This window comes from Streptomyces sp. NPDC047315, assembly GCF_040643215.1.
Taxonomy (GTDB): Bacteria; Actinomycetota; Actinomycetes; order Streptomycetales; family Streptomycetaceae; genus Streptomyces.
In genome coordinates, this window is the sequence record NZ_JBEYTZ010000018.1 from 172030 (window position 1) to 184703 (window position 12674).

Consider the following 12674-nt stretch of genomic DNA (forward strand, 5'->3'; position numbering starts at 1 on the left):
GGAGCGGTGCAAAGCCGGACCATTGGTGCGGAGGAACGGCGCGGGGGTCGTATGCAGGTGAAGTGTGAAGCCTCTGTACGAAGTCGGTGTGCGCGCGGACAATGCGCGCGATGACCCCGTACCAACGACCCGTACCCATGTCGACGCCCAACGGAGCGCCGACACCGCCCGGGCGTCGACCCGGTGCGGACGGTCCGGCCGCACGACCGGCCACGTCCGGGCGTGCGGCACGCGCGAGCCGGTGCATGTGAAGAACACGAGGGGATGCAGCAGGTGAGTATGACGGCCTCAGCGGCGGCGCACGGACCCGGTTCCCCGGGACCCGTTACCCCGTCCAGCAGTGGAACCGGCTTCTGCCGGGTGACGGTCGTCGCGCCGGACGGACGCGTCGACGTCGCCCTGCCCGAGGACATCGCCGTCGCGGACCTCTACCCGGAGATCCTGCGACTGTCCGGACAGAGCCCCGAGCCCGGCGCACCCGTCGGCTACCACCTCGTACGCCGCGACGGCACCGTCCTCGACGGCGCCCGCTCCCTGGGCGTCCAGCGCATCCTCGACGGCGAGCTGCTGTCGCTGCGCCCCTTCTCCGAGTCGCTGCCGCCGGCCGTCTTCGACGACGTCTCCGACGCGGTCGCCTCCGCGGTCGCCAAGGACCGCACGCTGTGGAGCGACGGCCTGATGCGCGGCGCGGGCCTCTTCGGCGGCTCCGTGCTGCTGCTCCTGCTCGCCTTCGTGCTGTGGACCTCCGACCCGCGCAACGAGATGCACGGACTGTCCGGCGTCCTCGCCGGCGTGATGGCCGTCCTCCTGCTCGCGCTCGCCTGCGTGCGCGCCCGGGTCTACGACGACCGGGCGTCCGCCGTCGCCCTCGGCGTCGGCGCCATGGCGAACGCCGCGATCGGCGGCACCGGGCTGCTGCCGCCCGCCGACGGCGAAGGGGTCGGCAAGCTCCAGTTCCTGCTCGCCTGCGCCGCGGTCCTGCTCTTCGCCGTGATCCTCACGATCGTCGCCCCCGGCGGCGACGGCCCCTTCGTCGCGTTCGTCTTCGCCGCCACGATCGGCGTGATCGCCACCTTCATCGCGATCCTCCAGGAGCTGACCCCGGTCGAGACCGCCGCGATGTGCTCCCCGCTCGCCGTCGGCGCCCTCGCCTTCCTGCCGGGCCTTTCCACCCGCTTCGCCCGCCTCCCCATCGGCTTCGACCCGCCGCGCACCACGGTCGGCGACTACGGCACCGACCCCGAGCCCGCCGGCCCCGTCGACGGCGAGCGCATCGCCGCCCAGGCCCGCCGCGGCCACGAACTCCTCGTGGGCCTCGTCGGCGGCTGCGCCCTGGTCGCCGCCGGCTCCGCCGTGGTCCTCGGCTTCTCCAGCAACGTCTGGGGGCAGCTCCTCGCCCTCGCCACCGGCGTCGCCATGCTGATGCGCGCCCACCTCTTCCGCTACACCGCGCAGGTCGGCTGCGCCCTCGCCGCCGGCCTCGCCTCCCTCGTCGCCCTCGGCCTCGGCCTGGCGATCAACCCGCCGATCGAGCTGATGGCCGACGCGCTGCGCGGCGACACCACCGCCCTGGACATCCGCACGGTCTGGCTCGCCGCGGCCGTCGCCGGCGTCGCCGCCGTGATCACCGCGATCGGCCTGATCGTGCCGGGCAAGGGCGTCACCCCCTTCTGGGGCCGCTTCCTGGAGATCGCGGAGACCTTCGTCCTGCTGACCCTGCTGCCGCTGTGCCTCGCGGTCTTCGACGTGTACCACTCGATCCGCGCCCTGACCTCGTAGCCCCCGCGGCCAACCAACCGGCCCCCTGACCAGCGCAAACGGTCAGGGGGCCGACTGCTGGGACGGGCGGCCCCGACGGGCTGGTACGCTGTGTGACGGCCGTTTGTGTACGCGTTCCCGGACCCGACCGGACCCCGCACCCCGGGGCCCTGCCTCCTGGGAACAGCGCCCATCGGACCTTCGCCTCCGAGTCACGGAAGCCCTCCTGAGAACACGCCAGGGGCACTCGAAGGCGCTTCGAACATCACATGAGGAGTACCGAGTGTCTCTCGACGCCGCCGTCAAGAAGCAGATCATGACCGAGTTCGGCACCAAGGAGGGCGACACCGGCTCCCCCGAGGTCCAGGTCGCCATGCTCTCCCGCCGCATCTCGGACCTGACCGAGCACCTGAAGACCCACAAGCACGACCACCACTCCCGCCGTGGTCTGCTGATCCTCGTCGGCCAGCGCCGCCGCCTGCTGCAGTACCTGGCCAAGAAGGACATCCAGCGCTTCCGCGCCCTGGTCGACCGCCTCGGCATCCGCCGCGGTGCGGCCGGCGGCGCCAAGTAAGACGCCGTGAAGGGGAGCGGTTCCCGCCCGAGGGGACCGCTCCTCTTCGTTTACGGTCCGTACGACACGCGCACCGCGCGCGGCGACCGATTCGCCGTACGTGCCCGCTGTACGTGCGCGACCCGCCGCCCGGCATTTAGTCTGGTCGCACAACAACAGACAGAAGACGTGAGAAGGCCGACTCGCCGACGCCGGTCCTCGGTAGTGGCGCCCGGGACTCGAACCCCGGGTGCTTCGATCGAAGACCGGCCCCGTACGAGCGCTTCTCCACCCGTCCCCCCGCCACACGGGCCCGGGGACGAAAAGACGACAACGTAACGAAACGTAACGGAGAACACGCTAGTGGAGAACGAGACCCACTATGCCGAGGCCGTCATCGACAACGGCTCCTTCGGCACCCGCACCATCCGCTTCGAGACGGGCCGCCTCGCCCGTCAGGCCGCCGGCTCCGCCGTCGCCTACCTGGACGACGACACGATGGTGCTGTCGGCCACCACGGCCTCCAAGAAGCCCAAGGACCAGCTGGACTTCTTCCCGCTGACCGTCGACGTCGAAGAGCGGATGTACGCCGCCGGCAAGATCCCCGGCTCCTTCTTCCGCCGCGAGGGCCGGCCCTCCGAGGACGCGATCCTCACCTGCCGCCTGATCGACCGCCCGCTGCGCCCCTCCTTCAAGAAGGGCCTGCGCAACGAGATCCAGATCGTCGAGACGATCATGGCGCTCAACCCCGACCACCTCTACGACGTGGTCGCCATCAACGCCGCCTCCTGCTCCACGCAGCTCGCCGGCCTGCCCTTCTCCGGCCCGATCGGCGGCACCCGCGTCGCCCTGATCAACGGCCAGTGGGTCGCCTTCCCGACCCACACCGAGCTGGAAGACGCCGTCTTCGACATGGTCGTCGCCGGTCGCGTCCTGGAGGACGGCGACGTCGCGATCATGATGGTCGAGGCCGAGGCCACCGAGCGGACCGTCGAGCTGGTCAAGGGCGGTGCCCAGGCCCCGACCGAGGAGGTCGTCGCCGCCGGCCTGGAGGCCGCCAAGCCCTTCATCAAGGTCCTGTGCAAGGCCCAGTCGGACCTCGCCGCCAAGGCCGCCAAGCCCGAGGGCGAGTTCCCCGTCTTCCTCGACTACGAGGACGACGTCTTGGACGCCCTGACCGCCGCCGTCAAGGGCGAGCTGTCCCAGGCCCTCACCATCGCGGGCAAGCAGGACCGCGAGGAGGAGCTGGACCGCATCAAGGCCGTCGCCGCCGAGAAGCTGCTCCCGCAGTTCGAAGGCCGCGAGAAGGAGATCTCCGCGGCCTACCGGTCCCTGACCAAGTCCCTGGTGCGCGAGCGCGTCATCAAGGACAAGGTTCGCATCGACGGCCGCGGCGTCACCGACATCCGCACTCTGGCCGCCGAGGTCGAGGCCATCCCGCGGGTGCACGGCTCCGCCCTGTTCGAGCGCGGCGAGACCCAGATCCTGGGCGTCACCACCCTCAACATGCTCCGCATGGAGCAGCAGCTGGACACCCTCTCCCCGGTGACCCGCAAGCGCTACATGCACAACTACAACTTCCCGCCGTACTCCGTCGGCGAGACCGGCCGCGTCGGCTCTCCCAAGCGCCGCGAGATCGGCCACGGCGCGCTCGCCGAGCGCGCCATCGTGCCGGTGCTGCCGACGCGCGAGGAGTTCCCGTACGCGATCCGTCAGGTCTCCGAGGCCCTCGGCTCCAACGGCTCCACCTCCATGGGCTCGGTCTGCGCCTCCACCATGTCGCTGCTGAACGCCGGTGTGCCGCTGAAGGCCCCCGTCGCCGGCATCGCCATGGGCCTGATCTCCCAGGAGATCGACGGCAAGACGCACTACGTCGCCCTCACCGACATCCTCGGTGCGGAGGACGCCTTCGGCGACATGGACTTCAAGGTCGCCGGCACGAAGGAGTTCGTCACCGCCCTCCAGCTCGACACCAAGCTGGACGGCATCCCGGCCTCCGTCCTGGCCGCGGCCCTCAAGCAGGCCCGCGACGCCCGCCTCCACATCCTCGACGTGATGATGGAAGCGATCGACACCCCGGACGAGATGTCCCCCAACGCCCCGCGGATCATCACCGTCAAGATCCCCGTGGACAAGATCGGCGAGGTCATCGGCCCCAAGGGCAAGATGATCAACCAGATCCAGGAGGACACCGGCGCCGAGATCACCATTGAGGACGACGGCACGATCTACATCGGTGCCGCCGACGGTCCGGCCGCCGAGGCCGCCCGCGCCACCATCAACGGCATCGCCAACCCGACGATGCCCGAGGTCGGCGAGCGCTACCTGGGCACGGTCGTCAAGACCACCACCTTCGGCGCCTTCGTCTCGCTGCTGCCCGGCAAGGACGGACTGCTGCACATCTCGCAGATCCGCAAGCTCGCCGGCGGCAAGCGCGTGGAGAACGTCGAGGACGTCCTCGGCGTCGGCGCGAAGGTCCAGGTCGAGATCGCCGAGATCGACTCCCGCGGCAAGCTCTCCCTCATCCCCGTGATCGAGGGCGAGGAAGGCGACGGCGCGGACAAGAAGGACGAAGCTGCCAAGTGACGTCGCGCGGCTTCAAGGCGACGGCCCGCACCTCCGAGGAGGTGCGGGCCGTCGCCCGTACCCAAACGCTCCTCAAGGGCGAGAACGGCATCGGCACCGTCCGCCGCACCACCCTCCCCGGCGGTCTGCGGATCGTCACCGAAACCCTGCCGTCCGTGCGCTCCGCCACCTTCGGCATCTGGGCGCACGTCGGCTCCCGGGACGAGACGCCGTCCCTCAACGGCGCCACGCACTACCTGGAACACCTCCTCTTCAAGGGCACCCGCCGGCGGTCCGCCCTCGACATCTCCTCGGCGATCGACGCGGTCGGCGGCGAGATGAACGCCTTCACGGCGAAGGAGTACACCTGCTACTACGCCCGGGTCCTCGACACCGACCTGCCGCTCGCCATCGACGTGGTCTGCGACATGCTCACCGGCTCGCTGATCGAGCAGGAGGACGTTGACGCCGAACGCGGCGTGATCCTCGAAGAGATCGCGATGACCGAGGACGACCCGGGCGACTGCGTGCACGACCTGTTCGCGCAGACCATGTTCGGTGACACCCCGCTCGGCCGCCCCGTCCTCGGCACCGTCGACACCGTGAACGCCCTCACCGCCGAGCGGGTCCGCCGCTTCTACCGCAAGCACTACGACCCCACCCACCTGGTGGTCGCCGCCGCGGGCAACGTCGACCACGCCGCCGTGGTGCGCCAGGTCCGCCGGGCCTTCGAGAAGTCCGGTGCCCTGACCCGTACGGACGCGATCCCGCTCGCCCCGCGCAACGGCCGCCGCGCCCTGCGCACGGCCGGCCGCGTCGACCTGCAGAGCCGCCGCACCGAGCAGGCGCACGTGGTCCTCGGCATGCCGGGCCTCGCCCGTACCGACGACCGCCGCTGGGCCCTCGGCGTGCTGAACACCGCGCTCGGCGGCGGCATGTCCTCCCGCCTCTTCCAGGAGGTCCGGGAGAAGCGCGGCCTCGCCTACAGCGTGTACTCGTACACCTCGGGCTTCGCCGACTGCGGCCTGTTCGGCGTCTACGCGGGCTGCCGCCCGAGCCAGGTCCACGACGTCCTCAAGATCTGCCGCGACGAGCTGGACCGGGTGGCGGGCGAAGGACTCACCGACGACGAGATCGGCCGCGCCATCGGCCAGCTCTCTGGCTCCACGGTGCTGGGCCTGGAGGACACCGGCGCGCTGATGAACCGTATCGGCAAGAGCGAGCTGTGCTGGGGCGCCCAGATGTCCGTCGACGAGATGCTCGCCCGGATAGCCGCCGTCACCCCCGACGACGTACGGGCCGTGGCCGCGGACGTCCTGGGGCACCGCCCCTCGCTGGCGGTCATCGGCCCGCTCAAGGACCGCCAGGCCGACCGCCTCCACGAGACGGTCTCCTAGACACCTCGACGAGACACCTCGCCCCCCACCCCGTACGCCCCGGAGGAAAGAGACAGATGAGCAAGCTGCGCGTGGCGGTCCTCGGTGCCAAGGGCCGGATCGGCTCGGAGGCCGTGCGGGCCGTGGAGGGCGCGGAGGACCTGGACCTGGTCGCCGCCCTCGGCCGCGGCGACCGGCTGGAGAGCCTGGTGGAGTCCGGTGCCCAGGTCGTGGTCGAGCTGACCACCCCCGCGTCCGTCCTGGACAACCTGGACTTCTGCGTGGGCCACGGCATCCACGCCGTCGTCGGCACCACCGGCTGGACCGAGGACCGCCTGGCCCGGCTGGGCACGGCGCTCGACGGCTCCCCGGACACCGGTGTGCTCATCGCGCCGAACTTCTCCATCGGCGCCGTCCTCACCATGAAGTTCGCCGAGCAGGCGGCGCGCTGGTTCGACTCCGTCGAGGTCGTCGAGCTGCACCACCCGCACAAGGCGGACGCCCCCAGCGGCACCGCCACCCGCACCGCCCAGCTGATCGCCGCTGCCCGGGCGAAGGCCGGCCTCGGCCCGCAGCCGGACGCCACCGTCACCGCCCTGGACGGTGCCCGCGGCGCCGACGTCGACGGCGTACCGGTGCACGCCGTACGCCTGCGGGGACTCCTCGCCCACCAGGAGGTGCTCCTCGGCGGCGAGGGCGAGACCCTCACCATCCGGCACGACTCGCTGCACCACAGCAGCTTCATGCCCGGCATCCTGCTCGGCGTCCGTCGAGTCGTCTCCACGCCCGGTCTGACCGTCGGCCTGGAGAACTTCCTCGACCTCGACTGACCCCCGGTCCCCGACCATCCGGTCCCTGACCGCCCGAACCCCGTCCCGGCCACCGACGAGACCGACATGCGCGCGAAAATCACGTACTTCATCACCGCAGCCGCCCTGGCCGTCTACTTCGTCCTGGTCGGCAGCCGCGGCGTCCTGCTCATCCAGCAGGGCACCCTGCTCACGGTCGCCTTCGGCGCCGCCGTGCTGATCCTGCCCGTCATCGGGGTGTGGTCCCTCTGGAAGAACACCCGGTTCGTCACCCGAGCCAACCGACTGGCCGCCGAACTCGAAGCCGAGGGCGGACTGCCCGTCGACGACCTCGCCCGCACCCCCAGCGGACGGATCGACCGGGACGCGGCGGACGCCGTCTTCGCTCGGCGCCGCGCCGAGACCGAGGACTCACCGAACGACTGGCGCTGCTGGTTCCGGCTCGCCGTGGCGTACCACGACGCCCGGGACACCCCGCGGGCGCGCAAGGCGATGCAACGCGCGATCACCCTGCACGAAGCAGCCCGTACGAGCAGTTAGAACCACAAACACGAGGAAGGGACGGGCCCAGGGCCCGTCCCTTCCTCGTATCCGTCTCCGTGTCCGTTCAGTGGGTTTCCGTCCGGTACTCCGCGGCCCACGCCTCGACCGTGTCCGCCGCGCGTTCAAAGGCTTCCACCCGGGACAGGAAGTCCGCGTTGTGGTCCGTCAGCAGCGCCAGGGGCTCGCTCCGCCCCTTGCGGCCCAGCAGCAGCGCCTGCCCCTGGACCGTGCGCGGCAGTCCCAACCAGCGCACCGGCTGCTGGGCCGTACGCACCTCGGCCACCTCGCTCCACGCCAGGGTGGTCGTGGCGAAGAAGCCCACCCTGCGCACCCCGTGCCGGCTCACCCACACCCCGGCCCTCAGCAGTCTCAGGGCCAGCGCGATCACCACCAGCCCCAGGGCCAGACAGAGCCCGGCGCCGGACATCGCACCGGCGAAGGCGATGATCATGGCGGCGAGCATCACGAAGCTCGCCAGCAGCAGGAGCACCGCTGCCGCGCCCACTCTCCACGGCCCCGGGCGATACGGACGACGCCACTGGTCGTGGTCGTCGAAGGGCAATGCGATGTCGTCGGAATCCTCAGCGTCGGCGTCGAACGCGCGGTCGGCCGTCAAGAAGGGCAGGGGCACGACTGTTCCTCACTCACCAGCACACTCGGATGGGGGCTGTGACGGGTGAGGCTACCGAGGCACCTGACACTCGACCACCCCAGGGGGTCCGTACGGGTCAGCCCCGCTCCGACGCCTCGTTCTGCTGGGAGTGCGCGGGACTCTGGGGGGATTCCAGCGCCGGCAGGCCGAAGAGCAGCGAGCCCACCAGCCCGGCGACGATCAGCAGCCCGGTCACCGTACGACCGGTGAGCTGGGAGGCGGTGGGGCGTTCTCGCGGCGGGGGAGTGACGTTGCTACGGAAGCTCTCGGACTCGGCGACGAACGAGAACGGGACGGCTTCCCGCCGGCGGAACATCAGACCACTCTCCTAGGTGTGTTCGACGGTGCTCACGTGCTTGGTGACCGTGCTCACGTGCGTGATGACGGAGTGCCGGCGTCGGTTCGGCCGACGCCCTCCACCCCTACAGACGCACGAAACGGCGATTCGGTGCCCGATTTCGACGAATCGACCGAAGAAGGGCGCGGGGGAGGGTGGTCTAAGGTGGTTGCCGCCCCCGCCCAGCCCCAGGTGAAAGGCTTTCACTGGTGACCGACACCCCCGCCGACCCCGCTGTCCCGACCTTCAGGGGCGACGTCACCGTGGAGTTGGTGAAGCACAGCGCCGCCGACTCCGACGTGCTGTGGGCCGCCCGCGTCTCCACGGCCGGCGAGCAGTCCCTCGACGAGCTCAGCAAGGACCCCGAGCGGTCCAAGGGGCTCATCAACTTCCTGATGCGCGACCGGCACGGCAGCCCGTTCGAGCACAACTCGATGACCTTCTTCATCAGCGCCCCGATCTTCGTCTTCCGCGAGTTCATGCGGCACCGCGTCGGCTGGTCGTACAACGAGGAGTCGGGCCGCTACCGGGAGCTCCAGCCCGTGTTCTACGTGCCCGCCCAGGACCGCAAGCTGGTCCAGGAGGGCCGCCCCGGGAAGTACGTCTTCATCGACGGCAGCCCCGAGCAGCACAAGGTCGTCGGCGACGCCATGGAGGACTCCTACCGGCGTTCGTACGAGACGTACCAGGAGATGCTGGACGCCGGCATCGCCCGCGAGGTCGCCCGTTCGGTCCTGCCGGTCGGACTCTTCTCGTCGATGTACGCCACCTGCAACGCCCGCTCCCTGATGCACTTCCTCGGACTGCGCACCCAGCACGAGAACGCGCAGGTGCCCTCCTTCCCGCAGCGCGAGATCGAGATGGTCGGCGAGCGGATGGAGGAGCACTGGGCTCGGCTGATGCCGCTGACGCACGCCGCGTTCAACAAGAACGGCCGCATCGCGCCCTGACGCCCGGCTGCGAAGCGGCACGCACACGCCGAAAGACGCCCGAAGGGGTCCCCCGGTCGAGGCACTCAGCGGTACAGATGTACGGATTCCCTCGGCGAAGTGTCCGCATTGCAGTGTTTCGTGAAGTTCATCTAGGCTGATCAAACGGACCCGGCACTGCTTGAACCCCCGAGCAGGCAGTGCCGGGCTCCGCGTGGCACGGCGTACGTCACGTCCCCTCAAGGGCCACACCGCACTGAGCAGCGAGTAGCGTGTAACCCATGGCTCCGATCCCCACTCCGCAGACCCCCTTCGGGCGGGTCCTCACCGCCATGATCACGCCGTTCACACCGGATGGCGCCCTTGACGTCGACGGTGCCCAGCGACTGGCGGCCCACCTGGTGGACGCCGGCAACGACGGGCTGATCATCAACGGCACCACGGGCGAGTCGCCCACCACCAGCGACGCGGAGAAAGACCAGCTCGTCCGGGCGGTCCTGGAGGCCGTCGGGGACCGGGCACGGATCGTCGCAGGCATCGGCACCAACGACACCCGCCACAGCATCGAGCTCGCCCGCGCCGCCGAACGCGCCGGCGCGCACGGCCTGCTGGCCGTCACGCCGTACTACAACAAGCCCCCTCAGGAGGGCCTGTTGCGTCACTTCTCGGCCATCGCCGACGCCACGGAACTCCCGGTGATGCTGTACGACATCCCCGGCCGCAGCGGCGTCCCCATCGACACCGAGACGATCGTCCGGCTGGCCGAGCACCCCCGGATCGTCGCCAACAAGGACGCCAAGGGCGACCTCGGCCGCGCCAGCTGGGCCATCGCCCGCTCCGGCCTCGCCTGGTACTCCGGCGACGACATGCTGAACCTCCCGCTCCTGTCCGTGGGCGCCGTCGGCTTCGTCTCCGTCGTCGGCCACGTGGTCACCCCGGAGCTGCGCGCCCTGATCGACGCCCACACCAGCGGCGACGTCCAGAAGGCCACCGAGATCCACCAGCGGCTGCTGCCGGTCTTCACCGGCATGTTCCGCACCCAGGGCGTCATCACCACCAAGGCCGCGCTCGCCCTCCAGGGCCTGCCCGCCGGCCCGCTGCGACTGCCCCTCGTCGAGCTCAGCCCCCAGGAGACGGCCCAGCTCAGGGCTGACCTCGCGGCCGGTGGCATCCAGCTCTGACACCAGACATGGCAAGACCTGACAACTGAATACGCGAACGAGTACACGATCCCGCCGGCCGACCCCGTCGCGCCGGCCACGGACTTCAGCACATGCACGAATGTCATGTACGCCACGTGCCCGAGCGGCCGGTGGCGTACGTGGTGAGGAGAGTCTTTTGAGTCATCCGCATCCCGAACTCGGCCCGCCGCCGAAGCTGCCCAAGGGAGGACTGCGCGTCACCCCGCTCGGTGGCCTCGGCGAAATCGGCCGGAACATGACGGTCTTCGAGTACGACGGCCGTCTGCTCATCGTCGACTGCGGCGTCCTCTTCCCCGAAGAGGAGCAGCCCGGCATCGACCTGATCCTCCCGGACTTCACCACGATCCGGGACCGTCTCGACGACGTCGAGGGCATCGTGCTCACGCACGGCCACGAGGACCACATCGGCGGCGTCCCCTATCTGCTCCGGCTCAAGCCGGACATCCCACTGATCGGCTCCAAGCTCACCCTCGCCCTGATCGAGGCCAAGCTCCAGGAGCACCGCATCCGCCCCTACACCCTCGAAGTCGTCGAGGGCCAGCGCGAGCGCATCGGTCCCTTCGACTGCGAGTTCATCGCGGTCAACCACTCCATTCCGGACGCGTTGGCCGTCGCCATCCGCACCCCCGCGGGCATGGTGGTGCACACGGGCGACTTCAAGATGGACCAGCTCCCGCTGGACCGCAGGCTCACCGACCTGCACGCCTTCGCCCGACTCAGCGAGGAGGGCATCGACCTCCTGCTGTCGGACTCGACGAACGCGGAGGTCCCGGGCTTCGTCCCGCCGGAGCGCGACATCTCCAACGTGCTGCGCCAGGTCTTCGCGAGCGCCCAGAAGCGCATCATCGTCGCGAGCTTCGCCAGCCACGTGCACCGCATCCAGCAGATCCTGGACGCGGCCCACGAGTACGGCAGGCGCGTCGCGTTCGTCGGACGCTCGATGGTCCGCAACATGGGCATCGCCCGTGACCTGGGGTACCTGCGGGTTCCGGCCGGACTCGTCGTCGACGTGAAGACCCTCGACGACCTGCCGGACGACGAGGTCGTCCTCGTCTGCACGGGCTCCCAGGGCGAGCCGATGGCCGCGCTCTCCCGGATGGCCAACCGCGACCACCAGATCCGGATCGTCCAGGGCGACACGGTGATCCTGGCGTCCTCGCTCATCCCGGGCAACGAGAACGCGGTCTACCGGGTGATCAACGGCCTCACGCGCTGGGGCGCGAACGTCGTCCACAAGGGCAACGCGAAGGTCCACGTCTCCGGCCACGCCTCCGCGGGCGAGCTGCTGTACTTCTACAACATCTGCCGCCCGAAGAACCTGATGCCGGTGCACGGCGAATGGCGCCACCTGCGGGCCAACGCCGAGCTGGGCGCACTGACCGGGGTCCCGAAGGACCACATCGTCATCGCCGAAGACGGCGTGGTCGTCGACCTCGTCGACGGCAAGGCGAGGATCGTCGGCAAGGTCCAGGCGGGTTACGTGTACGTCGACGGCCTCTCGGTCGGCGACGTCACCGAGACCTCCCTCAAGGACCGCCGCATCCTGGGCGACGAGGGCTTCATCTCCGTCTTCGTCGTGGTGGACTCCACCACCGGCAAGGTCGTCGGCGGCCCGCACGTGCAGGCCCGCGGCTCCGGCATCGACGACTCGATCTTCGGCGACGTCATCCCGAAGATCGAGGAGGCGATCGCCCGATCCGCGTCCGACGGCGTCGCCGAGCCGCACCAGCTCCAGCAGTTGGTGCGCCGGACGGTGGGCAAGTGGGTGTCCGACACCTACCGCCGACGCCCGATGATCCTCCCGGTCGTCATCGAGGTCTGACCTCCTGACGTCGCACTTCATGGAGCGGGGGGGGGGGGGGGGGGGGGGGCGGCCCCCCCCCCCCCCCCAAAAACCGAGCCCCCCCCCCCCCACCCCCCCCCCCGCAGCCACGCGGGAAGCGCCCCAAC

At 70.3% G+C, this 12674-nt stretch carries 11 protein-coding genes; 9 read left to right on the forward strand and 2 right to left on the reverse strand.

Going from position 1 to position 12674, the window contains the following annotated elements; all coding sequences use genetic code 11:
• Positions 1-279 precede the first annotated feature (279 nt).
• From eccD to ABZ842_RS21975, 6 genes are all read left to right on the forward strand, one after another.
• Positions 280-1779, forward strand: a complete 1500-nt coding sequence (gene eccD, locus ABZ842_RS21950) for a type VII secretion integral membrane protein EccD (protein ID WP_361539009.1) — start codon at positions 280-282, stop codon at positions 1777-1779.
• Between the two features lie 262 nt (positions 1780-2041).
• Entirely contained in the window at positions 2042-2332 is a 291-nt protein-coding gene (gene rpsO / locus ABZ842_RS21955) for a 30S ribosomal protein S15 (protein ID WP_361538957.1), read from the forward strand.
• Positions 2333-2674: 342 nt separating this feature from the next.
• Positions 2675-4897: a polyribonucleotide nucleotidyltransferase gene (locus tag ABZ842_RS21960; protein WP_361538960.1), complete on the forward strand. Its 2223-nt coding sequence runs from the start codon at positions 2675-2677 to the stop codon at positions 4895-4897.
• Positions 4894-6273, forward strand: a complete 1380-nt coding sequence (locus tag ABZ842_RS21965) for a pitrilysin family protein (protein ID WP_361538963.1) — start codon at positions 4894-4896, stop codon at positions 6271-6273. Before ABZ842_RS21960 ends, ABZ842_RS21965 begins: the two co-directional genes overlap by 4 nt.
• A 56-nt stretch (positions 6274-6329) precedes the next feature.
• Complete coding sequence (dapB, locus tag ABZ842_RS21970) at positions 6330-7082, forward strand: 4-hydroxy-tetrahydrodipicolinate reductase (protein WP_361538966.1); 753 nt, start codon at positions 6330-6332, stop codon at positions 7080-7082.
• A 66-nt stretch (positions 7083-7148) separates the two neighbouring features.
• Positions 7149-7601 (forward strand): hypothetical protein, encoded by a 453-nt coding sequence (locus tag ABZ842_RS21975; RefSeq protein WP_361538969.1) that lies wholly within the window; start codon positions 7149-7151, stop codon positions 7599-7601.
• A gap of 67 nt (positions 7602-7668) precedes the next feature.
• On the opposite strand, the gene ABZ842_RS21980 is transcribed toward ABZ842_RS21975, so the two are convergent.
• Both ABZ842_RS21980 and ABZ842_RS21985 read right to left on the reverse strand, forming a co-directional pair.
• Positions 7669-8235 (reverse strand): hypothetical protein, encoded by a 567-nt coding sequence (locus tag ABZ842_RS21980; protein ID WP_361538972.1) that lies wholly within the window; start codon positions 8233-8235, stop codon positions 7669-7671.
• A 97-nt stretch (positions 8236-8332) separates the two neighbouring features.
• Positions 8333-8572: a hypothetical protein gene (locus ABZ842_RS21985; protein WP_361538975.1), complete on the reverse strand. Its 240-nt coding sequence runs from the start codon at positions 8570-8572 to the stop codon at positions 8333-8335.
• A gap of 230 nt (positions 8573-8802) precedes the next feature.
• On the opposite strand from ABZ842_RS21985, the gene thyX reads away from it, so the two are divergent.
• From thyX to ABZ842_RS22000, 3 genes are all read left to right on the forward strand, one after another.
• On the forward strand, positions 8803-9543 hold the full coding sequence (gene thyX / locus ABZ842_RS21990) for an FAD-dependent thymidylate synthase (protein WP_361538978.1): 741 nt from the start codon (positions 8803-8805) through the stop codon (positions 9541-9543).
• A gap of 260 nt (positions 9544-9803) precedes the next feature.
• Positions 9804-10703 (forward strand): 4-hydroxy-tetrahydrodipicolinate synthase, encoded by a 900-nt coding sequence (dapA, locus tag ABZ842_RS21995; RefSeq protein ID WP_361538981.1) that lies wholly within the window; start codon positions 9804-9806, stop codon positions 10701-10703.
• A gap of 157 nt (positions 10704-10860) precedes the next feature.
• Positions 10861-12546, forward strand: coding sequence for a ribonuclease J (locus ABZ842_RS22000; protein ID WP_361538984.1), 1686 nt, complete (start codon positions 10861-10863; stop codon positions 12544-12546).
• Positions 12547-12674: the final 128 nt, after the last annotated feature.

Bases quoted from the DNA above. Each gene is read 5' to 3' on its own strand.
- eccD (WP_361539009.1), top strand. From the start codon at position 280: ATGACGGCCTCAGCGGCGGCGCACGGACCCGGTTCCCCGGGACCCGTT.
- dapB (WP_361538966.1), top strand. From the start codon at position 6,330: ATGAGCAAGCTGCGCGTGGCGGTCCTCGGTGCCAAGGGCCGGATCGGC.
- ABZ842_RS21975 (WP_361538969.1), top strand. From the start codon at position 7,149: ATGCGCGCGAAAATCACGTACTTCATCACCGCAGCCGCCCTGGCCGTC.
- ABZ842_RS21985 (WP_361538975.1), bottom strand. From the start codon at position 8,572: ATGTTCCGCCGGCGGGAAGCCGTCCCGTTCTCGTTCGTCGCCGAGTCC.
- dapA (WP_361538981.1), top strand. From the start codon at position 9,804: ATGGCTCCGATCCCCACTCCGCAGACCCCCTTCGGGCGGGTCCTCACC.